General features: G+C 37.0%; 20 protein-coding genes. 8 read left to right on the top strand and 12 right to left on the bottom strand.

Going from position 1 to position 21098, the window contains the following annotated elements; all coding sequences use genetic code 11:
* Positions 1 to 56: 56 nt before the first annotated feature.
* Positions 57 to 2240, bottom strand: a complete 2184-nt coding sequence (locus OOA_RS04815) for an extracellular solute-binding protein (protein WP_008911006.1) — start codon at positions 2238 to 2240, stop codon at positions 57 to 59.
* Between the two features lie 305 nt (positions 2241 to 2545).
* Between OOA_RS04815 and OOA_RS04810 the strand changes: the two genes are divergently transcribed.
* From OOA_RS04810 to OOA_RS04800, 3 genes are read left to right on the top strand one after another with little or no spacing between them, the layout of a single operon-like run.
* The gene (locus tag OOA_RS04810) at positions 2546 to 3367 is read left to right on the top strand and encodes an MBL fold metallo-hydrolase (protein WP_008911005.1); all 822 of its coding nucleotides are present in this window, start codon (positions 2546 to 2548) and stop codon (positions 3365 to 3367) included.
* A gap of 11 nt (positions 3368 to 3378) precedes the next feature.
* Positions 3379 to 4641, top strand: a complete 1263-nt coding sequence (locus tag OOA_RS04805; protein WP_008911004.1) for an MFS transporter — start codon at positions 3379 to 3381, stop codon at positions 4639 to 4641.
* 31 nt (positions 4642 to 4672) lie between these two features.
* Entirely contained in the window at positions 4673 to 5383 is a 711-nt protein-coding gene (locus OOA_RS04800; protein WP_008911003.1) for an MgtC/SapB family protein, read from the top strand.
* Positions 5384 to 5454: 71 nt separating this feature from the next.
* On the opposite strand, the gene OOA_RS04795 is transcribed toward OOA_RS04800, so the two are convergent.
* Entirely contained in the window at positions 5455 to 5757 is a 303-nt protein-coding gene (locus OOA_RS04795; RefSeq protein ID WP_008911002.1) for a YeaC family protein, read from the bottom strand.
* Between the two features lie 118 nt (positions 5758 to 5875).
* Positions 5876 to 6289 carry a peptide-methionine (R)-S-oxide reductase MsrB gene (gene msrB, locus OOA_RS04790; RefSeq protein WP_008911001.1) on the bottom strand — a complete coding sequence of 138 codons (414 nt, stop codon included), beginning with the start codon at positions 6287 to 6289 and terminating at the stop codon, positions 5876 to 5878.
* A gap of 355 nt (positions 6290 to 6644) precedes the next feature.
* Here msrB and gapA point away from each other — a divergent pair, with 355 nt between their 5' ends.
* Both gapA and OOA_RS04780 read left to right on the top strand, forming a co-directional pair.
* On the top strand, positions 6645 to 7640 hold the full coding sequence (gene gapA, locus OOA_RS04785) for a glyceraldehyde-3-phosphate dehydrogenase (protein ID WP_008911000.1): 996 nt from the start codon (positions 6645 to 6647) through the stop codon (positions 7638 to 7640).
* Positions 7641 to 8046: 406 nt separating this feature from the next.
* A complete protein-coding gene (locus tag OOA_RS04780) occupies positions 8047 to 8928 on the top strand; it encodes a D-hexose-6-phosphate mutarotase (RefSeq protein ID WP_008910999.1) in 882 nt (293 codons plus the stop codon).
* A 73-nt stretch (positions 8929 to 9001) separates the two neighbouring features.
* Here the strand turns inward: OOA_RS04780 and OOA_RS04775 are convergent, their stop codons facing one another.
* The 4 genes from OOA_RS04775 to fadR all read right to left on the bottom strand — a co-directional run bounded on the left by OOA_RS04775 (position 9002) and on the right by fadR (position 13932).
* Positions 9002 to 9754: a MipA/OmpV family protein gene (locus tag OOA_RS04775; protein ID WP_008910998.1), complete on the bottom strand. Its 753-nt coding sequence runs from the start codon at positions 9752 to 9754 to the stop codon at positions 9002 to 9004.
* Positions 9755 to 10028: 274 nt separating this feature from the next.
* The gene (gene alr, locus OOA_RS04770) at positions 10029 to 11102 is read right to left on the bottom strand and encodes an alanine racemase (protein ID WP_008910997.1); all 1074 of its coding nucleotides are present in this window, start codon (positions 11100 to 11102) and stop codon (positions 10029 to 10031) included.
* Positions 11103 to 11215: 113 nt separating this feature from the next.
* Complete coding sequence (locus tag OOA_RS04765) at positions 11216 to 12517, bottom strand: D-amino acid dehydrogenase (RefSeq protein WP_008910996.1); 1302 nt, start codon at positions 12515 to 12517, stop codon at positions 11216 to 11218.
* A gap of 698 nt (positions 12518 to 13215) precedes the next feature.
* Positions 13216 to 13932 carry a fatty acid metabolism transcriptional regulator FadR gene (gene fadR / locus OOA_RS04760; RefSeq protein ID WP_008910995.1) on the bottom strand — a complete coding sequence of 239 codons (717 nt, stop codon included), beginning with the start codon at positions 13930 to 13932 and terminating at the stop codon, positions 13216 to 13218.
* 222 nt (positions 13933 to 14154) lie between these two features.
* Here fadR and nhaB point away from each other — a divergent pair, with 222 nt between their 5' ends.
* Positions 14155 to 15702, top strand: coding sequence for a sodium/proton antiporter NhaB (gene nhaB, locus OOA_RS04755; RefSeq protein WP_008910994.1), 1548 nt, complete (start codon positions 14155 to 14157; stop codon positions 15700 to 15702).
* Between the two features lie 256 nt (positions 15703 to 15958).
* Positions 15959 to 16480, top strand: coding sequence for a disulfide bond formation protein DsbB (dsbB, locus tag OOA_RS04750; protein WP_008910993.1), 522 nt, complete (start codon positions 15959 to 15961; stop codon positions 16478 to 16480).
* An 86-nt stretch (positions 16481 to 16566) separates the two neighbouring features.
* Here dsbB and OOA_RS04745 read toward each other — a convergent pair whose 3' ends face one another.
* From OOA_RS04745 to OOA_RS04730, 4 genes are all read right to left on the bottom strand, one after another.
* The gene (locus OOA_RS04745) at positions 16567 to 16872 is read right to left on the bottom strand and encodes a DUF333 domain-containing protein (protein WP_008910992.1); all 306 of its coding nucleotides are present in this window, start codon (positions 16870 to 16872) and stop codon (positions 16567 to 16569) included.
* Positions 16873 to 16908: 36 nt separating this feature from the next.
* A complete protein-coding gene (locus tag OOA_RS04740) occupies positions 16909 to 17241 on the bottom strand; it encodes a DMT family transporter (protein ID WP_008910991.1) in 333 nt (110 codons plus the stop codon).
* A gap of 138 nt (positions 17242 to 17379) precedes the next feature.
* A complete protein-coding gene (locus OOA_RS04735) occupies positions 17380 to 18582 on the bottom strand; it encodes a sugar transporter (RefSeq protein ID WP_008910990.1) in 1203 nt (400 codons plus the stop codon).
* Between the two features lie 189 nt (positions 18583 to 18771).
* Positions 18772 to 19629, bottom strand: coding sequence for an NAD(P)H-hydrate dehydratase (locus OOA_RS04730; protein WP_008910989.1), 858 nt, complete (start codon positions 19627 to 19629; stop codon positions 18772 to 18774).
* Positions 19630 to 19922: 293 nt separating this feature from the next.
* Here OOA_RS04730 and OOA_RS04725 point away from each other — a divergent pair, with 293 nt between their 5' ends.
* Positions 19923 to 20144, top strand: a complete 222-nt coding sequence (locus tag OOA_RS04725; protein WP_008910988.1) for a DUF2594 family protein — start codon at positions 19923 to 19925, stop codon at positions 20142 to 20144.
* A 436-nt stretch (positions 20145 to 20580) separates the two neighbouring features.
* Here OOA_RS04725 and OOA_RS04720 read toward each other — a convergent pair whose 3' ends face one another.
* Positions 20581 to 20862 (bottom strand): hypothetical protein, encoded by a 282-nt coding sequence (locus OOA_RS04720; RefSeq protein ID WP_008910987.1) that lies wholly within the window; start codon positions 20860 to 20862, stop codon positions 20581 to 20583.
* Positions 20863 to 21098 lie beyond the last annotated feature (236 nt).

Genomic DNA, 21098 nt, shown 5'->3' with positions numbered 1-21098 from the left:
AGTACTATGAGAGGATTTATCACAGGTCTATATATTCTCAATCATTAAATATTTAATCAATTATCAATCTGTTGTAGATTAATATTAATATATTCAATAGCTTCTTCAATTGACATGATTTTATCAATGGTATTTCTGACACCTTGGCCAATAATGATCTCCGCACGACGCAAATTGAATACATTACCATTCTGGGTAGTCGATTCCCTTATTCCCACATTGATTTCTTCGTAAGCAAGCGGTAACCAAGGATAACGATGGCGGACTTCTTGGCTGTGAATAAAATCTTTCTGAATATTATTACCACCCAACATTAACAAATGGTCTGTAATTACACTTGAGTGAAGCCACCGATAAAATTGTTCTGCTAATAAACCTTTTTGGCTATGACGTGATACACCAATAACTCCCCCTCCTATTTGAGGGATCCCTCCAGGCACCGATGTAAAATCAATTTTAGGTGACATTGGGCTATGAGCGACATCATTAAATAAATTCATATACGCAATAATCATAGCTAAATTACCTTGCTCAAAATGAGCAATAGAATCACTCCACCATTCACTATTAAGCGAATCTGTTATTGGTAATTGTTCAATATATGTTTTTAATACAGCTTGAGCGAGATCTGGCTGTAACCTTGGTTGAGTTTTCGAACCGACTAACCGACCACCAGCAGCGTAATAACGTAACAAAAATTCAGAAGAGATTAAGCCAGCACTTCCCATAGTCGTTGATGCACCAGCCGGACGCATTGGGTTAGCGACTTCTTTATGTTTATAAAAAAAATGCGTAATTCGATCATACTCTTCAAAAGTGACTGGTGGACGTAATTCTTTACCCGTTGATTCAAAGTACATTCGTTTGAGTACCGCATCTTCAAATAAGTCTTTACGGTAAAATAATAGTTGCACGCTTGCATCAAATGGGATCCCATAGGGAATGCCATTAACAATACTAAAACGCTTTTGTTTTTCCTCAGTAAACTTATCCAGTAAATCTGTTATCCCATGTCCTATTTGATTTAATGGTAATAATGACTTTTGTGCGAACCAAGGATAACAAGCCACATCAATACGGATAAGGTCATAATATGGATGGTCATCAATCTGATTGAGAATATTATAAATTTCATCAAATGGCCGAATGGCTAAATTCACATGAATCCCAGTTTGCCGATAAAAATTAGGGAGTAATTTTTGTAATGCCGTCGTAGATGGGCTAGGTAAGGTTAATAAATTTAATGATTTATTGCCTTCATTGTTATGACTTGCGGGTTTGCTACCCGTATATATTTTATTACCTAGATTAGCAACTTTAGTCGTTGTGTTATATTCATTGTTACCAATAAGATAATTAACAACATCCTGACCCAACTGCGCATAATTTACCGGAAAACAAAAAAGCCCTTCGATCATTAAAGGTGTATTACTGGTCAATGTATAGATTGCAGGACAAGCCTCCGCACTACCGAAGTTACTTGCTTGCGTTAAGAAACACGCTTTTTCAATATCCTGAGCAATAATAAAATCGAACTTTACTGTTTGCGAAAAAAACTCAAATGCTGTTTTATAGCTCTCCTCATCAGAGGAATCGTAATGAACTAATTTTATGCGAGTTTTATGTTTTATAATTTGCGCGTCAATAGCCTCAATAAATGCCTGACTATTTAAATGGCATAATTCATCAGCAAATATACCCAGAACTTTAATTTCATCAATATTAACCTGACCAAAAATTGCCTTAATTGCTTGGTCATAATCGAGAGTATAAAAAACTTTCGCATTATTAGGGCGACGGTAGATAAAAATAATATTTTCTGGTGATAATTGTAACGTATCAAAATAAATCGTTGCATCATCTAAACAACTCACTGTAACGACCTGCTTATACCCACCCGAGGCGATTTTTTTTAAAACAGCGAGTTCATTGGCTTTCAAGTCATCCGTGAAAAAAAGGTCAAAACTAATATCAGAAAATTCATCAAATGTTTGCCGAAATGCATTAAAAAAAACAGCATATTTTTCCGATAATAACTGCGGCAACACAACTGCAATTTTATTGCTACTATTGGAACGTAATAATTGCGCCTGAGTATTCAACCGATATCCAGCTTGCTCTGCCGCCTTTAAAACTATTTCCATTTTTTCTACGCTGACATTCCCACGCCCATTCAAAACATTTGAAACTGTTCCGTGAGATACACCTGCAATCTTCGCAATATCTTTCATTGTTGCCATGAAGCAGCTCCTGATTTTATTTTTTACTATCATAACCTCAATCTTTCTCAATCGTAACACCAGCATATTGACTCGTACCAATTAATATAATTTAATTAAAAATAGAAAAATAATTAATGAAATAAAATAATAAAACAAAACAAACAAACTAACCTCATGTTTTATAGGTGATTATATATATTTAGCTTGAGCAAGATCACCAATCCGATCTTTAACGCTATGAAAAAAACACAATCATTTTATTATTGGAACGTGTCAATACCGGAAATAAGCACACTACATAAAATAATAATTAGGATCTATCTATGAAAATTCATTTTTTAGGAACGGCAGCATCAGAAGGGATCCCAAACCCTTTCTGTCGTTGTCAGCATTGTTTGAAAGCTAGGCATCTAGGTGGAAAAGAAATTCGTACTCACTCATCTGCTATCATTGATGACCTCATGTTAATCGACCTATCTCCGACTTTTAGTCATCAACTACTACGCGATGAATTGAATGCATCCAATATCGAAAGTTTACTATTTACTCATACTCACCCTGACCATTTCAACGTTGGCGAGCTATATAGCCGAATGGAAGGTTATGGTTATGAAATAAATCATCCACTGCATATTTTTGGTAACGACCGAGCCATTAATGGCGCCGTAGAAGTACTTCCCGGTTATAGCAAGGAGCGATTTGCATTTCATTGCTTGGTGCCTTTCGTTACTGTCGAACGGCAGGGTTACCAAATCACACCTCTACTGGCAAACCACGCTAAATGGGAATATTGCTTTGTTTATCATATCGAGAAAGACGGTAAATCAATTTTTTACGGCCACGATTCAGGCTGGTTCCCTGAATTAACTTGGAATTGGTTAGAAGATAGGCCATTGGATATCGTTGTGTTAGAAGCTACCTATGGTTTAAATGGAAATGACCGAACTGATAACCATATGAGTCTTGAAACTGTATTCGCTGTAAAACAAAAGTTAACCGATTTAGGTTGCATGCATGATAATAGCCAAACATTTATTTCTCATATCTCACATAGTGCCGGTTTACTTCATGAAGATTTAATCGCTGTCTGTGCTGAACATAACATCCAAGTTGCCTTCGATGGCTTAACTGTTAATTCCTATTAGGAGGAATATCAATGAAATTTAATATTACCTCCCGATTGTTTATTATGATGTTTGTTCAATATTTCATGCAAGGTGCTTGGAATATGACCATGGGATTAGTGCTTAGCTCATATGGTATGGCAAACATCATTGGTAATGCTTATGCATTACTGGGTCTTGCCACCATACTGTCACCATTATTTATTGGTATGATCGCAGATCGCTTTTTCTCTTCTCAAAAAGTTATGGCAACCCTGCATATTATTAACGCTGCGGTGCTGTTCTGTGTGCCTCAGTTCGTCGAGTCACATAATGTACCAATGACTTTATTTATGATCTTTGTCGTTGGATTACTTTTCTACCCAACGACTGCATTGTCAAATAGCATTACCTTTTCACACATCAATGGTGTGAAATATTTCCCTATTATTCGCGTATTTGGTACTTTTGGTTTTATGGCTATCGGCTTTCTTTTAGGTGAAATGGGCATGTCAGGTAGCACAATGACATGGTACATTGCTGCTGTAACAGGGATTTTTCTCGCACTTTATTGCCTTACCTTACCGAATACACCACCAAAAGCAAAAGACAAACCATTTTCCGCTCGTGACATATTATGTCTCGATGCGCTATCTCTGTTTAAAGACCGTTATTTTGCCATTCTAATGTTAAGCATTTTTGTTTTAATGATCCCTAAAACAGCTTATTCAGCATACATTCCCGTTTTTATCAAAGCATTAGGTTATGATAACGCCGCCTCCATGATGCAAATTGGGATTGCCTGCGAAATTGTGTTTATGTTTATTTTATCCGTTTTCTTAATGAAATTTGGATTCAAGATCACTCTATTACTAGGAGCAATATCATGGATAATTCGCTCCATGTTCTTTTCCTTTGCCGCTGTTGAGACCAGTACGGCATTTATTGTAATTGGCTTGCTACTTCAAGGCTTTTGTTGGGATTTCTTTTTCACCGCTGGCGACATTTATGTCGACCGAAAAGCAAAACCAGAAATACGCGCACAAGCCCAGGGAATACGTTTTATCGTTTCCAATGGTGCCGGATTACTCTTTGCCTCTACGGTATGTGGCTACATCTTTAATAATACCGTCACAGAGCAAGGGGCAACTTCCCTACCTCAGTGGGAATCTTTCTGGTATTACCCTGCAGGCGTTGCAGCAGTCGTAACTATTTTCTTTATTGTTTTCTTTAAAGATGATGTTTTCAAAAAACAAAAAACTCAGAATTCAACCACAAAAAATTCCGTATATAACGAATCAGAGCCCACTAACTAAAAACTGTTGATAAAGCATTCTGGAGCTACTCATGGATAACTTTATTGATATCTTTAACAAAATGAATGCTTTCTATCCTGTTTTAGTCAAACTTATGACCGCCTTTATATTAGGCGGTCTACTTGGACTAGAACGTGAATCGAAAGGAAAACCAGTGGGGTTTACGACTTGTGTCATTATATCAGTCACCAGTTGCTTACTCACTGTAGTTTCAATTCAATCAGCAGAATATTACGCAGGGATCTCCGATAATATCCGTAGTGACCCTATGCGATTAGCTGCACAAATCATTAGTGGTATAGGTTTTCTTGGAGCTGGTGTAATCATGCACCGCAGTGATGATGCTATTTCAGGGTTAACAACTGCGGCTATTGTATGGGCATCTGCTGGAATTGGTATCGCATCAGGAAATGGCTTTTATTTACACGCGCTGGCTGTTACCTGTTTATTTTTTCTTGCTATTTGGATCAGCCCACAAGTATTGCTATTTGAAGCTCAAGATAAAAAATTAGGGAAGTTATCGGTGAGATTACTACTGAATGATGAAGAAGGATTACCCATCATGATCGCTTACTTAAAGAGCCACCGTAATATTATTGATAATTTAAATATTCGAGATATCAAAAAAGAACGCGTTGAAGTCAATTTAAAATTAAATGTGAGACAAAAAATTACATTACCTGAATTTTACTGCTCATTAAAAAAACTTCCACATGTTCATGCTGTAATGCTAGAGCATTAAACTTCATCACTAAATTAAGGGCGTTATACAAACGCCCTTTTCGTTATATGACGCGTTCATTAAAGCGTAATTTAATCTTTATTTTGTGGCTTCAAGGTAGCTAGAAGCTCCCCTTGGAATATTGATTTTAATTCTTGTTTACTTTTCATAATGATTTGCCCATCTGTGCCGATCGTCATATGCTCTGGACTATGGTTATGCCGTGATTGCCATAACATAACCATTTGTAAGCTATGCTCTTTTTGTTCTGGTGTTAATGCAACACCATCCGGCCATTTACCTAATTCAACAGCAGTAACTAAACGCTGATAAATTTCAGGTGTCATCACTGACAGTAATTGCTCTAAATGCTCCGGTTCTATTTCTATACTCACTTCAGTGCTCCTTAAAAAATTCAGCGAAAATATCGTTATTCAAATTATTATTAGTTTAAACTTTAGCTGAACCGTTATAGCTAAATCTCATTTGTAACTGTCAGCAAACTTCAGCACACTATCCACGGGTCTTAGCACCCGTTTCATCATCAAGAAAGCTAAGTGATGCTGAATTAATGCAGTAACGTTGCCCTGTCGGTTGAGGCCCATCAGGAAATACATGACCTAAATGAGCATTACAATTTTGGCAGCGCACTTCAATTCTATGCATTCCGTGGGTGAAATCTTCAATAAATTTAATCGCATCTTCAGTTACAGGCTGATAAAAGCTTGGCCAACCACACCCCGCATCAAATTTGGTTTCCGATAGAAAAAGAGGTGTACCGCAACACAAACATTCGTATACACCGTCTTTACGATTATGTAATAAGTGCCCTGTAAAAGGACGTTCTGTTCCGGCTTCCTGAGTAACATATTGCTGAATCTCGCTTAACTTAGAGATATCAATTGGTTGCTTACTTTTTTCTGACATATAAAACCCAAATGTTTAGATAAATTAGCGATATTGCATAAATAATACACTTGTTTGAAACAACAAAAAATTAACAACATTTTTTATAAAGATATTCTAAACTAATTAACATGATGCTTTCCGTTTTGATTTGTGACGAGTTTCACATATATCACTGATGGAAGGTTTCTTTATTCCGCACAATCCCGATAATACGTGCGGATAGATTTGCCGCCAAAGTGGCTGACAAGTAAACAATTAGTGCTTTTAAAATTGATTTTTTTCAATTATTGACACGATTCCGCTTGACGGCTGGCAAGGTTTTGGTAACTTTAACTACAACTTAATTCACGAATAAATAGCTGGTGGAAATACTATGACTATCAAAGTAGGTATTAATGGTTTTGGTCGTATTGGCCGTATCGTTTTCCGTGCTGCACAAGAGCGTTCTGATGTCGAAATCGTTGCTATCAACGACCTGCTCGATGCAGAGTATATGGCTTACATGCTGAAATATGACTCTACTCACGGTCGTTTCAACGGTACTGTTGAAGTTAAAGATGGTCACCTAGTTGTAAATGGCAAAAAAATTCGCGTTACTGCAGAAAAAGATCCTGCAAACCTGAAATGGAATGAAGTCGGTGTTGACGTTGTTGCAGAAGCAACAGGTATCTTCTTAACTGATGAAACTGCACGTAAACACATCCAAGCTGGTGCTAAAAAAGTTGTTCTGACTGGCCCTTCTAAAGATGACACCCCTATGTTTGTTATGGGTGTTAACCATAAGAGCTACGCAGGCCAAGAAATCGTTTCCAACGCTTCTTGTACTACAAACTGCTTGGCACCTCTGGCTAAAGTTATCAACGACAAATTTGGTATCGTTGAAGGCTTGATGACAACTGTTCACGCAACAACTGCAACTCAGAAAACTGTTGATGGTCCTTCTCATAAAGACTGGCGTGGTGGTCGTGGTGCTTCTCAAAACATCATTCCATCTTCAACTGGTGCTGCTAAAGCTGTAGGTAAAGTTATTCCTGAGCTAAATGGCAAATTAACTGGTATGTCTTTCCGTGTTCCTACTCCTAACGTTTCTGTCGTTGACTTAACAGTACGTTTAGAAAAACCAGCAACTTATGCTCAAATCTGTGATGCAATTAAAGATGCCGCAGCTGGTGAACTAAAAGGCGTTCTGGGTTACACCGAAGATGACGTTGTATCAACTGACTTTAATGGCGAAAAACTAACTTCAGTATTCGATGCTAAAGCAGGTATCGCTCTGAATGACAACTTTGTGAAACTGGTTTCTTGGTATGACAACGAAACTGGCTATTCAAATAAAGTTCTCGACCTAGTCGCTCACATCTCTAAATAAGAGTTGTAACGCATAAAGGTTAATTTGAGCCGCCTCATGGCGGCTCTTTTGTTTTTGTTGAATTATTTGGTGTACACAACAGTTAATTCAAACAATACCTGCGCTACCATTAATATTATACTGAGCACGACAACAAACTCTGTGATCCTTTAAATTGGAGCTAATTATTGATAATTTGAAACGTAAAGAGCATATACAAGTAATAGCTAGAATTTTCCTATGCTCAAGATCACATTATCATTCAGACTGGTTTGGTACTGTAACTTCATTGACAACACAAGCTATGCAATTGGAAGTATAATCTGTATATATCAATTATGAGTGTCGTTGTAGATACGGTGTATTATGTTCTCCAGTTTTGCTAATCTGTTTGTTATCTATGTTCCATAATCATAGGCAAATAACTATGCACGATAAACTTTTTGCTCTACCGGTCATTAAGCAGCTTTCGGCTTATATTAGTCAGCGCCAATTGGGTGAACTGCCCTTAATTATCATCTCTCACCCAAAAGTTCGTGGTGCAGTCAGTATTCAAGGTGCCCACTTAATCGATTGGCAACCTTGTGGGCAAAAACCTTGTATTTGGCTAAGTAGCGAAAGTGCCTTTAAAACAGGTACAGCAATCCGTGGAGGTATTCCCATATGTTGGCCTTGGTTTGGTCCTGCTGGCAGCCCTAGTCATGGTTTTGCTCGTATTTTACCTTGGCAATTTACTGCGCATAATGAACATGAAGATGGCGTTATTCTCACCTTCACCCTCACAGATACAGAATATACTCGCAAATTGTGGCCTCATGAATTCACATTGATCCTTCGAATGAAGCTTGGTGAAACTTGTGAAATAGAATTAGAAAGTTACGGTGATTTTGAAACTACGGCGGCAATGCACACTTATCTTAATATTAGTGATATCCATAAAACTACCATTTATGGGTTAGGTGGCCATTATCTAGATAAAATAAGCGATAAAGAGGTCTATGCTAATTCACCACTAAAAATTAACAGTCATACGGATAGAATTTATTCTGAGTCTGAAGAATATAGCTTGATCCGTGATGATGGCTGGTCACGTACCATTGAAATACACCATTATCATAATTCAGATGTAGTTTGCTGGAATCCATGGGCAGAACTCTCATGTAGTATGCAAGATATGCCTAATAATGGTTATAAACAAATGGTCTGCGTTGAAACAGCAAGTATTAATAAACCAATGAAAAGTGAAAATCAGAACCCTTCACGCTTATCTTTAGTAATGATGACTCGCGACAACAAACCACAAGATTAACTAATGACGATAAAAAATCCCAAAAGTAAAATTCTACTTTTGGGATTGTTATAACATTCGATTTATTGAGCAATTAGAAGGTGTAAGTCACACCACTCCAAAGGATAGCTGAAACAGATTTGTTAACCATTGGGCTATCTTTAACTTCGCTTGGTAGGCGATCAACACGGCCCATTGCAAACGCACTCCAATTATCCGTGAACTTATAATTACCACTCAATTCAAGGTAAGGAGTCCAGCTATCACCTGGGCGGTAACGAGCTAAACCACTATTACGGGACTCTTTTGACGAGACGCCAAATTCATAACGGTTTTGGTTTTCACTATCCCATTTAATACCGATACCTGGTACTAAGGACCATTTATCACCGTGGAAACCATAAAGGTATGCTAATTCTCCACGTAATCCTTTACTGATCCCCAACATATCACCAGACGCTACAGCCCTGATTGTACCCCAATCGGCTACATGTCTATAAGTAAAGCCACCCATAACTGTATCGCGGCGTCTGTCTAATTGACGCATATCACGGTCGTCGTTATCTTTTGGACGGAAATATTGAGGGTAATAATATGCATCAACTGACAACTGATCCACTTTATCATTCCATAAATAGTAACCTGCGGCTAAGGTATGGAAATAAAAATCTTCACTATCATAGTTTACAATAGGAAGTGGAGTGACATAGTCTTTAGATTTTATACCTTTATAAGGTGTTGACTGTGCCAATACGGAACCACCTACAGACCATGTACCAGCAACCGCAGCTGAAGATAACATACCTAATGCAACAGCAAGTGATGTTAATTTAATTGTTTTAGACATATAAAACCTAAAATATTAGAAGGTTGATTATTAAAGCGCATCATACATTGATGTTAACTTTAGCCAAAATGCTAGCAGAGCAAAACACATTTTTAGCTAAATTATTAATCTTGTCCATTATTCGTTTTCAACTAAAATAATTCAATTTGTAACTAGCTAGGTAGTAAGCGCAAATATTTTGGTTATTATAAAAACAAGATTACTTAGTTAGCTAAATATATTTAATTACTAATATCATACGCTATTAAACTCGAAGTGTAATGTTTGGCTACTATTAATTATTTTCGTACAAAACAGGGACTCTTTTTGCTAACGCACACATTAGTTCATAACCAATCGTTCCTGCCACTTCTGCAACATCATCAATCGGTAAATTTTGCCCCCAAAGTTCAACAATATCGCCAATTTCCACAATTGGGATTCCACTAATATCAATTGTTAACATATCCATCGATACTGTACCTAACAATGCGCACCGGACACCGTTTAACCATACAGGCGTTCCTGTTGGAGCATGCCGTGGGTAACCATCTGCGTAACCGCAAGCAACTGTTGCGATCCTCATTGATTTGCTCGCCGTGAACTTGCTCCCATAACCTATAGATTCATTAGCTTTAATATCATGAATTGCAATGATTTGTGATTGCAATGTCATCGTGGCTTTTAAATTTTTATTTGCAATATCACGCCATTTACCACTTGGAGATGCTCCGTAGAGGATCACTCCTGAGCGAACCCAATCATAATGCGTTTCCGGACACCAAAGTGTTGCTCCAGAATTAGCCGCACAGAGCGGCAAAGAACCATCAATAAACTGTTTGAACATTTGATGTGGCACATCAGTACCCATTGCTATGTCCGAATTAGCAAAATGAGTCATTAACGTTATAGCATTAATATTAGGCATCGATTTTAATCTTGTGATTACTTGGGCATATTCACATGATTTAAAACCAAGCCGGTTCATTCCACTGTTTAATTTCACATATACTGGAATAGTCGAGTTAGATTTCATTTTATCAATAGCATCAAGCTGCCAAGTACTATGTAGAGCTGTAGTTAGTTGATATTGAATAATAATATCAAGATCTTCAGGTTGAAAAAAACCTTCTAATAATAATATTGGTCCTTGCCAACCGCGTTCACGCAATAAAATGGCCTCATGTAAATCTAAAACAGCAAAACCATCCGTTTCTGCTAATGCTTGCCAAACTTGTTCGATACCGTGGCCATAAGCGTCAGCTTTCATGACTGACCATATTTTCGATAAGCCTACATGTTCACGAACTATAGACAAGTTATGGTGAAAATTTTGCAGATGAATGACCGCACTAATCGGACGTGGCATACTGATTCCTTATTCTTTTTTTACTCTATACTCGTCATATTTTAAGTTGCGATTAAAACTGTCTACCACCTAATTGTATTGGATATATTTCAATTTATTCTCGCCCTAATAGCTCAGTTCGCAGGTAATAAATCATCATTAGAGACTAATTTCGTGTTGAAACCATCAATATATCTAAAGACCGATAAATCATTCGATGCAATTTCTGGGGTTTTACCAGAAATAAGGTCGGACAATAACTTCCCTGAGCCACAGGCCATTGTCCAGCCTAATGTACCGTGGCCTGTATTTAAATATAAATTTTTATATACTGTTGGCCCTACGATTGGAGTGCCATCAGGTGTCATTGGCCTCAAACCTGTCCAAAAAGTAGCTTGAGATATATCACCGCCACCATGGTAGAGATCTTGCACTACCATTTTTAATGTTTCACAACGTTTTTTTACTATATTTAAATTAAAACCAACAACTTCAGCCATTCCCCCTACTCTGATTCGCTCATCAAAACGCGTCACGGCAATTTTATATGTTTCATCCAATACAGTTGATGTGGGGGCTCGTTGTGCATCAATGATAGGCATCGTCAGAGAATAACCTTTCAATGGATAAACCGGTATTTTTACCATGTTTTGTAACAATGTGGTGGAATAAGAACCCATTGCGACAACATAACGATCAGCTTTCAGTATTTCACCATCACATCTGATACCACTAACAACATTACCTTCAGTTAAAATTTGCTCGATGGTTTGGCCAAATTGAAATTTAACACCGAGATCTTCTGCCATTTTAGCTAATTTTTTGGTGAATTTTTGACAATCACCAGTTTCATCATTAGGCAAATGAAGCCCCCCTGTTAGCTTACCTTTAACAAATTCTAAAGCAGGCTCAACCTTGGTAAGTTCATTTGCTGTTAAAAGCTCATAAGGTACACCTTCATGTTTTAAAACCGCAATATCATTAGCTGCATTATCAAACTGCTTTGCTGTTCTAAATAGCTGTAATGTTCCACCTTGACGTTCTTCATACTCAATCCCCGTATCTGCGCGTAACTGGCGAATGCAATCACGGCTATATTCCGCAATGCGCACCATACGACTTTTATTCATCGCGTAATGTTGAGTATTGCAATTTTTTAGCATTTGCCACATCCAACGTAATTGGAATGACGTTCCATCCGGCCTAATCGCTAACGGAGCATGTTTTTCGAACATCCATTTAATCGCCTTAAGTGGGATACCTGGAGCTCCCCAAGGTGTGGCATATCCTGGTGATATTTGCCCTGCGTTTCCAGCACTTGTTTCTTCTGCCACACTCATTTGTCTATCTAATACAATAACTTCATGGCCTTCTTGAGCAAGATACCAAGCTGTTGTAACACCAATGACACCGGCTCCTAATACTAAAATTTTCATTTATACCTCCTACCCACTGAATAAATGTTCACAATTAGAATAATATTCTAGATGTTATTTTCCAATACAGTTAATTAACATTTTTAACAATAAAGAGGATAAATCCATAGACCTTTAAATGACAATGACATTACAACACTTTATTCCACTACCAACTTTACCAACTTTTACTGGCATTTTATTTTCACTTAAGTATCAATTGCATATCCAAAATTACTGCATTACATATTTATAAGAAAATTTAAAATTCAGAATTATATTCTTTCCAGATGAAATATTATATTGCGATACTATTTTTAGCTCATTTTTACGCATCATATTTCTGTAAAATTTATAGTCACATTATAGGGAATATTCAAACAATTCGACTATCAATAATTATAATTAAATACCAAATACAATAGTTTTCATTGTTGATTGTTTATCATATGAAGAAATATTAAAGATGTTTTTTTGAAACAATGATTTTGAGATTATAAAAGTAATTTATAATTCAATTGGTTACATAGAAAATTGCAATTATCTATCGCGAGAAAGGTTTTACTCAAAGTAGTAAGAAGGATTATCCATCATTGTGCCTACTAAATACCTATCCCTAAATACTTGTCTTTGCTACGTTTAGGATAGATTACATTAAAAAAAGCAACCCACTACAAGTAGCGGGCTGCTTTTCATTTTTAGCTCGATATCGATTTTATCTAACGAATGTGTGCAAGGTCATTAGGCATATTGCCTTGCATACTGTGCCAAATTAATCCACTCTCTTTTCCGTAATTTCTAACGCATTCCATAATACGGTCATATGCTTGTTCACGGCATAAGTTTGACAATTGTTGATAAAAATTGAGCGCAAGACGCCTAGCTTCAGGATTAGAAAAATAATAGCGTCCAACTCGGGTATATAACCCTTTAAGTCCATTAATAATTAAGCCATAAATAGGATTACCTGATGCAAATGCTAACCCACGAAAAATATTATAATCGAGTACACTAAATGCATCCGCGTTGTCATCTACTTTGTCGCGTTCACCTAATACTTCGATTGATTTTTCAGGATTTTGACGAAATGCCGTGCGGATAAAAATAGCGGCTATATTGGTACGAACTGCCAATAAATTATCAATAAGTTGTGGTACACGGTCATGATCTAATCTAGCTAATGTCTCTAAAATATTAAGACCTGATGTCTCCCAATAATTATTTACTTTTGTTGGTTTCCCATGTTGAATGGTTAACCAACCATCTCTAGCTAAGCGTTGGAGCACTTCACGAAGTGTGGTGCGAGTTACACCAATTAATTCTGAAAGCTCACGTTCAGCTGGTAAAATAGACCCCGGTGGAAAGCGGTTGTTCCAGATGCTTTCAATAATATACTCTTCCGCAAAACCTGCAGGACTTTGAGCTTTTATGACCATATTTTTATTATTCCAAAGATTTTAAGACGGATTATTATAGAAATCATACCAGATTGTCATAAGTTGAGATAGTTAGGCTCAATTTAAACAGTGAGGCTAATCATAAAACTCTCATATAATTAACATATTATCAATTGATGATCGGGCTTAATTTATGAGTAAGAGAAGCGTACCATATAAAATTACTGCACTACACATCCAGTAAGAGGAGAAAAAACCATAATGGATTTCAGTTTAAAAAGAGCATTTTTAAAAAATTTTCTAGGTAATTCGCCTGATTGGTATAAGCTCGCAATTATTATATTTCTCATCATCAATCCGCTTGTTTTTTATTTTATAAGCCCATTCATTGCAGGGTGGTTGCTGGTCATTGAATTTATTTTTACACTTGCAATGGCGCTCAAGTGCTATCCGCTACAGCCCGGTGGGCTTTTAGCAATTGAAGCTGTTATTATTGGAATGACAACGCCAGCACAGATATCCCATGAAATCAGTAATAATTTAGAAGTGATCCTGCTATTAATTTTTATGGTGGCGGGTATCTATTTTATGAAACAGCTGTTGCTGTTTGTTTTCACTAAACTCTTACTATCAGTTCACTCTAAACGAGCATTGGCATTGGCTTTTTGCTTAGCAAGCGCTTTTTTATCTGCATTTTTAGATGCATTAACAGTTATTGCCGTTGTAATCAGTGTCTCCGTTGGGTTCTATTCTATTTACCATCAGTATGCATCAAACCAACGAAATAATACTGATTTACTGAATGATAGCTTTATTGATAGCGCAGAAAAAAAACAGACACTAGAACAATTTAGATCATTTTTGCGTAGTTTAATGATGCATGCAGGTGTTGGAACTGCATTAGGTGGTGTTATGACCATGGTTGGTGAACCACAAAATTTAATCATTGCAAAACATGTTAATTGGGATTTTGTTACTTTCTTTATTCGAATGGCACCTGTTACTTTACCCGTTTTTGTCGGTGGGTTTTTAGTCTGTTATTTACTAGAAAAATTTAAATTATTTGGTTATGGGACTGAATTACCCGAAACTGTTCGCCAAGTACTTATTGAGCATGACAATAAAAATCGCGCTAAAAGAACACAAAGAGATAAAGCACAACTTATTATTCAAGCCATTATTGGTATTTGGCTAATTTTCGCACTCGCTTTTCACCTTGCAGAAGTTGGTATTATTGGTTTATCTGTGATCATTTTAGCAACTGCATTTTGTGGTATCACCGAAGAACATGCCCTAGGCAAAGCTTTTGAAGAAGCATTACCCTTTACTGCACTTTTAACCGTTTTCTTTTCTGTTGTAGCAGTAATTATTGACCAACAGCTGTTTACTCCTTTCATTCAGTTTGTATTGCAATCTTCGGAATCATCACAATTGTCGCTGTTTTATCTATTCAATGGGCTACTCTCCGCTGTTTCTGATAATGTCTTTGTTGGAACTGTTTATATCAACGAAGCTTTGAGAGCGGTAAATGATGGATTGATTTCACAGAATCAATACGAATTATTAGCTGTTGCGATAAATACAGGGACGAACCTTCCTTCAGTTGCAACACCAAATGGGCAGGCGGCTTTCTTATTTTTATTGACGTCAGCACTCTCACCATTAATCCGGCTTTCATATGGACGCATGGTTTGGATGGCGCTTCCTTATACCATCGTAATGACGGTTATTGGGTTATTGGGTGTTGAATTTTGGTTAGTACCTGTTACCGAGTGGTTAGAAAATTTAGGTTGGATCACTTTATCTTAAACATAACGTCATCCAATGGCCGCCTACAATAAGCAGTCCATTGAACTAAGTCTATATTTCGTACAATCTCTATATAATGGAATGCTTATCAAGTGGCTTGATATATAACAGTTATATTTTAAATACTCAGTTAAAGAGATTTATTTGTAATGTTAAGTAAAACCTTATCCGTAAACACATAATTATTCGTTTACACCTTTTTTTGTCTAGAAGATAGGCGCAAAATATGCGCACCATTAATTTAGGGAATTAAAGTATGTTCAGATTCTTTAACCACTGCTCACAAGGACGAGGCGCTTGGCTTTTAATGGCCTTTACTGCGTTTATACTTGAATGTGCTGCGCTCTACTTTCAGCATGTTATGAAGCTTCAACCGTGTGTCATGTGTATTTATGAGCGCGTTGCTCTTTTGGGGATTATGGCTGCTGGCTTGGTAGGCGTCATAGCACCTCGTAATGTCGTTATCCGTTGGATAGCAATTTTTATCTGGATATACGCCGCATGGCGCGGCTTAGAGCTTGCTTGGGAACATACCATGCTGCAACTCTATCCATCACCTTTTGCTTCATGTGATTTCTTTGTTAATTTCCCTGAATGGTTACCATTAAATGAATGGGTGCCTGCTGTATTTGTAGCTTCTGGTGACTGTGCAGCTAGGCAATGGGAGTTCTTAGGATTAGATATGCCTCAATGGTTAATTGGCATTTATGCCGCTTACATTATAGTTGCAATTATTGTGGTAATCAGCCAGTTCTTCCCTTCCCATAAAAAAATATAGAATCGAGCCAAAACCAATTTTTAAATCTTGTTCGATACTTTAAGCCTACCAATATAATGGTGGGCTTTTTATTTAAATATGATTTATTAAATACATGCACCACTACGAATAAGCTCTGCAGCGCAACGTTTGCCATTTGCGAACTGGCAAACTGCTGTTTGCCCACCATTAAGCTCTAAGTTCATTGCGGGTAAGCCACCAGCAGAAACACATGCTTCTTGAACGCCTGGACCTAAATTCACAACTTGCTGAGCGTATTGAGATGCGGAGTAATCAGCTTGAGTCATTTTCATTGTCTCTGAGCTTCCACAGCCAACTAAAACAAGTACTGCACTACCAAATATCCCATTCAAAAAAGTAGACTTAAGCAGAAAACTGATTTTTTTACTCATGTAATTCCCCATTTATATCTGCTTCTGCCACATAGATCAGTGAGTGCCACTTTTCGAAAACAGATTGATGACTAATACCCCTACGATAATTAATAGCATACCAATAATTGCAGGTAAATCGAGTTTCTGCTGATAAATAAATATTGCTGCAACTGAAACAAGTACAATACCTAAACCTGACCAGATGGCATAAGCAATCCCTAAAGGCATGACTTTGACGACTTGTGATAGCCCCCAAAATGAAACAGCATAACCAATTACCACAACCAGTGATGGCCAAAAACGGCTAAGCCCATCTGATGCTTTTAATGTCGTGGTCGCAATAACCTCCGCGACAATTGACATCAATAAAAAACCCAGTCCTTTCATTGATTAACCTTAGCAACTGAAATAATTATAATTCCAAGAAATTTAGTGGACTTATCAACCACTAAACTTCGCCGTTAATAAAAAACCCTGCAATGCTTTTGTTATCATTGCAGGGTTTTCAAATCCAACCAAACAAAATTAATGCATCATTGGCGTTGTTTGTAACTTATCACTGAACGATGTCTTATATTTTCTATAAATAAAAATACACCAAATTAGTGAAGCGAGGCCAAATAATGCACCTACATAGCCAATGTTAGTCATACCCATGTGAACAATAACCTGGTTTCCTAACAAAGCACCACCACCAATTCCAAGGTTAAATATACCTGAATAAATTGACATCGAAAGGTCTGTCGCATCTGGCGATAAATCAATAACTTTAACCTGCATACCAAGGCCAACACACATGATCGCCATTCCCCAGAACACACAAAGTGTGATAAGTGAACCGAGATGATCACCAACAGGCATCAATAACAACAAGCAGACTGTCAAAACTGCAATAGCTATAGGTAAGAATGATAAAGCATATTTACCGCTGTAACGACTAAAAATAACGCTTCCGAAAATTCCTGCTATACCAAATATCAATAACAGCAACGTTGCGAAGTTTTGACTTTGCAGTGCTATTTCGCGCACAAATGGTTCAATATAACTATAAGCTGCAAAATGTGCTGTTACGACAATGACAGTTAAAACAAATAAACCAACTAACGCAGGTCGTTTCAGAATGACTGGTAAACTTTTTAACGACCCAGAATGTTCACTTGGTAATTTAGGTAAGAATCGAATTAAAGCAATCATTGTGAATAACGCGATTCCACCAATACATAAAAAGGTCACACGCCAACCAAGAAATTGACCAATCACTCGACCAATAGGTAAACCTAAAACAGTGGCTAACGCAGTCCCCGTAGCTAATAAACCTAACGCTTGTGCTTTTTTGCCATGTGGAGCGACTCGAATAGCCAATGCAGCAGTTATTGACCAAAATACCGCATGAGATAATGCAACACCGACCCGAGCCACAATCAAGACATTAAAATCCCAAGCAAAGCCTGAGAGAATATGGCTAAGAATAAAAATAATAAATAGGAATACCAATAGTTTTCGGCGTTCAATCTTACCCGTTAGAAGCATCAATGGTAATGACATTAGAGCGACAACCCAAGCATAAATGGTAATCATCAACCCAGTATGTGCAACCGTCATATCAAAACTTTCTGCAATATCACTAAGCAGTGCGACGGGAACAAACTCTGTCGTATTGAACACAAATGCAGCTACCGCTAATGCCACAACTCTAATCCACGCTGTTTTTCTAGAAACCTGTGTCATTGTTTTTAGTTACGCCTTTACTTGTAACAGCAAAAACTCACACTATCGCAAAATAACTGCGACACAAAAAATAAAAAGAGTTGAGTTAATACTGAATGGAAGCTGTTATTTTGGTAAAATTTAGATAAATATTTATGTGAATTGTATCACGTTTTTCTCGTGAATTTAAAGTGAGTCAATCGGCGTTCATCAATAAATAATAGATAAATTTCTTATCATTCTTACTTCATCTATAATTTCATGCGCAGTTAATCCTATTGGGCCAATACCTCTTTTTGCTAAAATTTCTGCGGCCTTACCGTGCAACCATACACCACCACGTATAGCCTCCTCTATAGGAAGATCTTGCGCCAATAGGCTACCAATGATCCCGGATAGCACATCACCGCTGCCAGCAGTCGCTAACCCACTGTTGCCTGTTTCGTTACGCCATATTTGTCCATCAGGATTGCTAATAATTGTCTGATGGCCTTTAAGAACAACCCAACAACCGTAACGTTCACTTAAACGCTTAGCAGCAAAAGGCCTATCAGCTTGAATATCAGAAACGCTGATTTGTAATAATCTTGATGCTTCTTTAGGGTGTGGTGTTAGGACAGTTCTTGATGTTAGTTTTTTGGCAACGGGCATTTGACTCAATATGTTAAGCCCATCTGCATCAATTAACACTCGCTGCTCTTGTTCAATAGGCAACATAATTTCAGTCATTAATGCTTTTGCAACAGAAGATATTCCCAATCCACAGCCTATCACCCAAGCAGTTGGTTTTTCATCACCCATTAATGATTGTGCTTGCCTTAAGATCAATTCAGGTGCTTGCTCAATTAAATTCAACATTAGTGAATTTTGATTAAAACCAATAACGACTTTCCCGCAACCACTTTTTAACGCCGCTATTCCAGCAAGCACACAAGAACCGCTCATACCAGCACTTCCACCAATGATATTCAGAGTACCGAAAGTACCTTTATGACTCTCTTCCGGTCTAGGTTGTACTAGAGTGGGAAATTGCTGCACTAACCATTGTTTTTCTATTGAAGTTAACATATTTAACCTTCTTAAAATTTCCATACTATACATAAAATAATTCGAGTGCATGTAAGCGGTAAGATGATCTATCCCTAGATATAAATTTTCATCGGCATTACCAATGAGTGATCTTGATAGCTGAACTTCGTTACAGATCGGTAACACATACTGTACAGCTTAAATTATATTGATAGTAATATTTTGTTCAAAAAATGAATAACGCATATTGAGCCATTATGTTAAGGCGTACACCGATAATTTTTTCCATGTTATAATATTAGCAAGCAAATTAATCTTTAAAGGAATTTTTAATGAAAACACATTTTCCCACCCAGCCGGATGTTAACGTACTGGCAGAAGAAGTTACCTGCATAAAAAACATACTCGCGCATATGTTAAAAGCAATTGGTCAAGCGGATGCAGGCAAAATCTTGATTAAGATGGAGCGCGAAATCGCATTAATGGAAGATGAGAAGCAAGCCGAAACTTATAGGAATACGTTAGATCAAATAAAGGCAGGCTTTCGCCAATAGAATATTTTAACGATAAATGCTATTTAAAAGATTTTGCAACTAATTAATAATTAAACTGCACAAATAACTAAATATCATTTATCGAAATAACTTATCTTTGATCTCGAATTAAACCATTCTTTATTCATTTAGCTCCCCCTTCAGATTTATATGAAGGGGGCTTTTTTTAGATGCTAGAAGCGGCTGAGCTTTGCTGATTATTTTTATTGCGTTAAATAATTAAAATAACCGCAATTTCACCATGCCAAATATACTGTCCATCAAAAAAACACTGCCGCAAACCTAAACGCAAATAAACGCACTTTTTAGGTTCGAGCAAACGTGATTTTTCGTTATGTTGAGAGGCTCCGGTCTAGTTCACTAGACACCAAGCCACTCGCCTCACTCAAAAGACTTTTAATTCGGATAAAAATCGACCGTTAAAGGCCAACAGTCCTTAAGCTTTTACTTTCCCATCATAGATGTCTTGGCAATGCTGAATATAACCATCTAATGATATTTCACCTGATTGTTTTTCATGTGCTTTTTGTTCTTCAAAAGCCCATACCTTAAACAATTGCCCCACGTTTGCACCTGACATACCAACTTCTTTATACATTCGATGGTAATATCCATTAGGGGACTGGTAAATTTCAAATTTAAATGGCACTAAACGTGCAGGGTTTTCTACTGTTGCAAAATCATTACCAAAAATAAGCGTTTTTACAAGTATATCCATTTTAACTCCTTATTAATTGTTAGGCTTTTTTTCGTATTTTCTCTGATATCCATAATAGCCTATTTGTCTATTTCAAGCCTAAAAATAACTTCATTATTTGACTTAAGAGGGATGTCATTTTTGAGATGAGATAAATTATCGGGTTAATATTATTCTGACCATTATTTCAATTACTAACATATTATAATGATCAGTGATTAAAATATTCACTATTTATTCAGCACTATTACTATAGT

The organism is Providencia burhodogranariea DSM 19968 (assembly GCF_000314855.2).
In the GTDB taxonomy this organism is placed as follows: Bacteria; Pseudomonadota; Gammaproteobacteria; order Enterobacterales; family Enterobacteriaceae; genus Providencia; species Providencia burhodogranariea.
This window is presented reverse-complemented; position numbering and strand designations above follow the sequence as displayed.

Excerpts from the sequence above, each read along its gene's own strand:
- OOA_RS04765 (WP_008910996.1), bottom strand. The coding sequence starts at position 12,517 with ATGAAAATTTTAGTATTAGGAGCCGGTGTCATTGGTGTTACAACAGCT.
- OOA_RS04725 (WP_008910988.1), top strand. The coding sequence starts at position 19,923 with ATGAAAACACATTTTCCCACCCAGCCGGATGTTAACGTACTGGCAGAA.
- msrB (WP_008911001.1), bottom strand. The coding sequence starts at position 6,289 with ATGTCAGAAAAAAGTAAGCAACCAATTGATATCTCTAAGTTAAGCGAG.
- OOA_RS04805 (WP_008911004.1), top strand. The coding sequence starts at position 3,379 with ATGAAATTTAATATTACCTCCCGATTGTTTATTATGATGTTTGTTCAA.
- OOA_RS04740 (WP_008910991.1), bottom strand. The coding sequence starts at position 17,241 with ATGAAAGGACTGGGTTTTTTATTGATGTCAATTGTCGCGGAGGTTATT.
- alr (WP_008910997.1), bottom strand. The coding sequence starts at position 11,102 with ATGCCACGTCCGATTAGTGCGGTCATTCATCTGCAAAATTTTCACCAT.
- dsbB (WP_008910993.1), top strand. The coding sequence starts at position 15,959 with ATGTTCAGATTCTTTAACCACTGCTCACAAGGACGAGGCGCTTGGCTT.
- OOA_RS04815 (WP_008911006.1), bottom strand. The coding sequence starts at position 2,240 with ATGGCAACAATGAAAGATATTGCGAAGATTGCAGGTGTATCTCACGGA.
- OOA_RS04730 (WP_008910989.1), bottom strand. The coding sequence starts at position 19,629 with ATGTTAACTTCAATAGAAAAACAATGGTTAGTGCAGCAATTTCCCACT.
- nhaB (WP_008910994.1), top strand. The coding sequence starts at position 14,155 with ATGGATTTCAGTTTAAAAAGAGCATTTTTAAAAAATTTTCTAGGTAAT.
- OOA_RS04775 (WP_008910998.1), bottom strand. The coding sequence starts at position 9,754 with ATGTCTAAAACAATTAAATTAACATCACTTGCTGTTGCATTAGGTATG.
- OOA_RS04720 (WP_008910987.1), bottom strand. The coding sequence starts at position 20,862 with ATGGATATACTTGTAAAAACGCTTATTTTTGGTAATGATTTTGCAACA.
- OOA_RS04810 (WP_008911005.1), top strand. The coding sequence starts at position 2,546 with ATGAAAATTCATTTTTTAGGAACGGCAGCATCAGAAGGGATCCCAAAC.
- fadR (WP_008910995.1), bottom strand. The coding sequence starts at position 13,932 with ATGGTCATAAAAGCTCAAAGTCCTGCAGGTTTTGCGGAAGAGTATATT.
- OOA_RS04745 (WP_008910992.1), bottom strand. The coding sequence starts at position 16,872 with ATGAGTAAAAAAATCAGTTTTCTGCTTAAGTCTACTTTTTTGAATGGG.
- OOA_RS04800 (WP_008911003.1), top strand. The coding sequence starts at position 4,673 with ATGGATAACTTTATTGATATCTTTAACAAAATGAATGCTTTCTATCCT.
- OOA_RS04780 (WP_008910999.1), top strand. The coding sequence starts at position 8,047 with ATGCACGATAAACTTTTTGCTCTACCGGTCATTAAGCAGCTTTCGGCT.
- OOA_RS04735 (WP_008910990.1), bottom strand. The coding sequence starts at position 18,582 with ATGACACAGGTTTCTAGAAAAACAGCGTGGATTAGAGTTGTGGCATTA.
- gapA (WP_008911000.1), top strand. The coding sequence starts at position 6,645 with ATGACTATCAAAGTAGGTATTAATGGTTTTGGTCGTATTGGCCGTATC.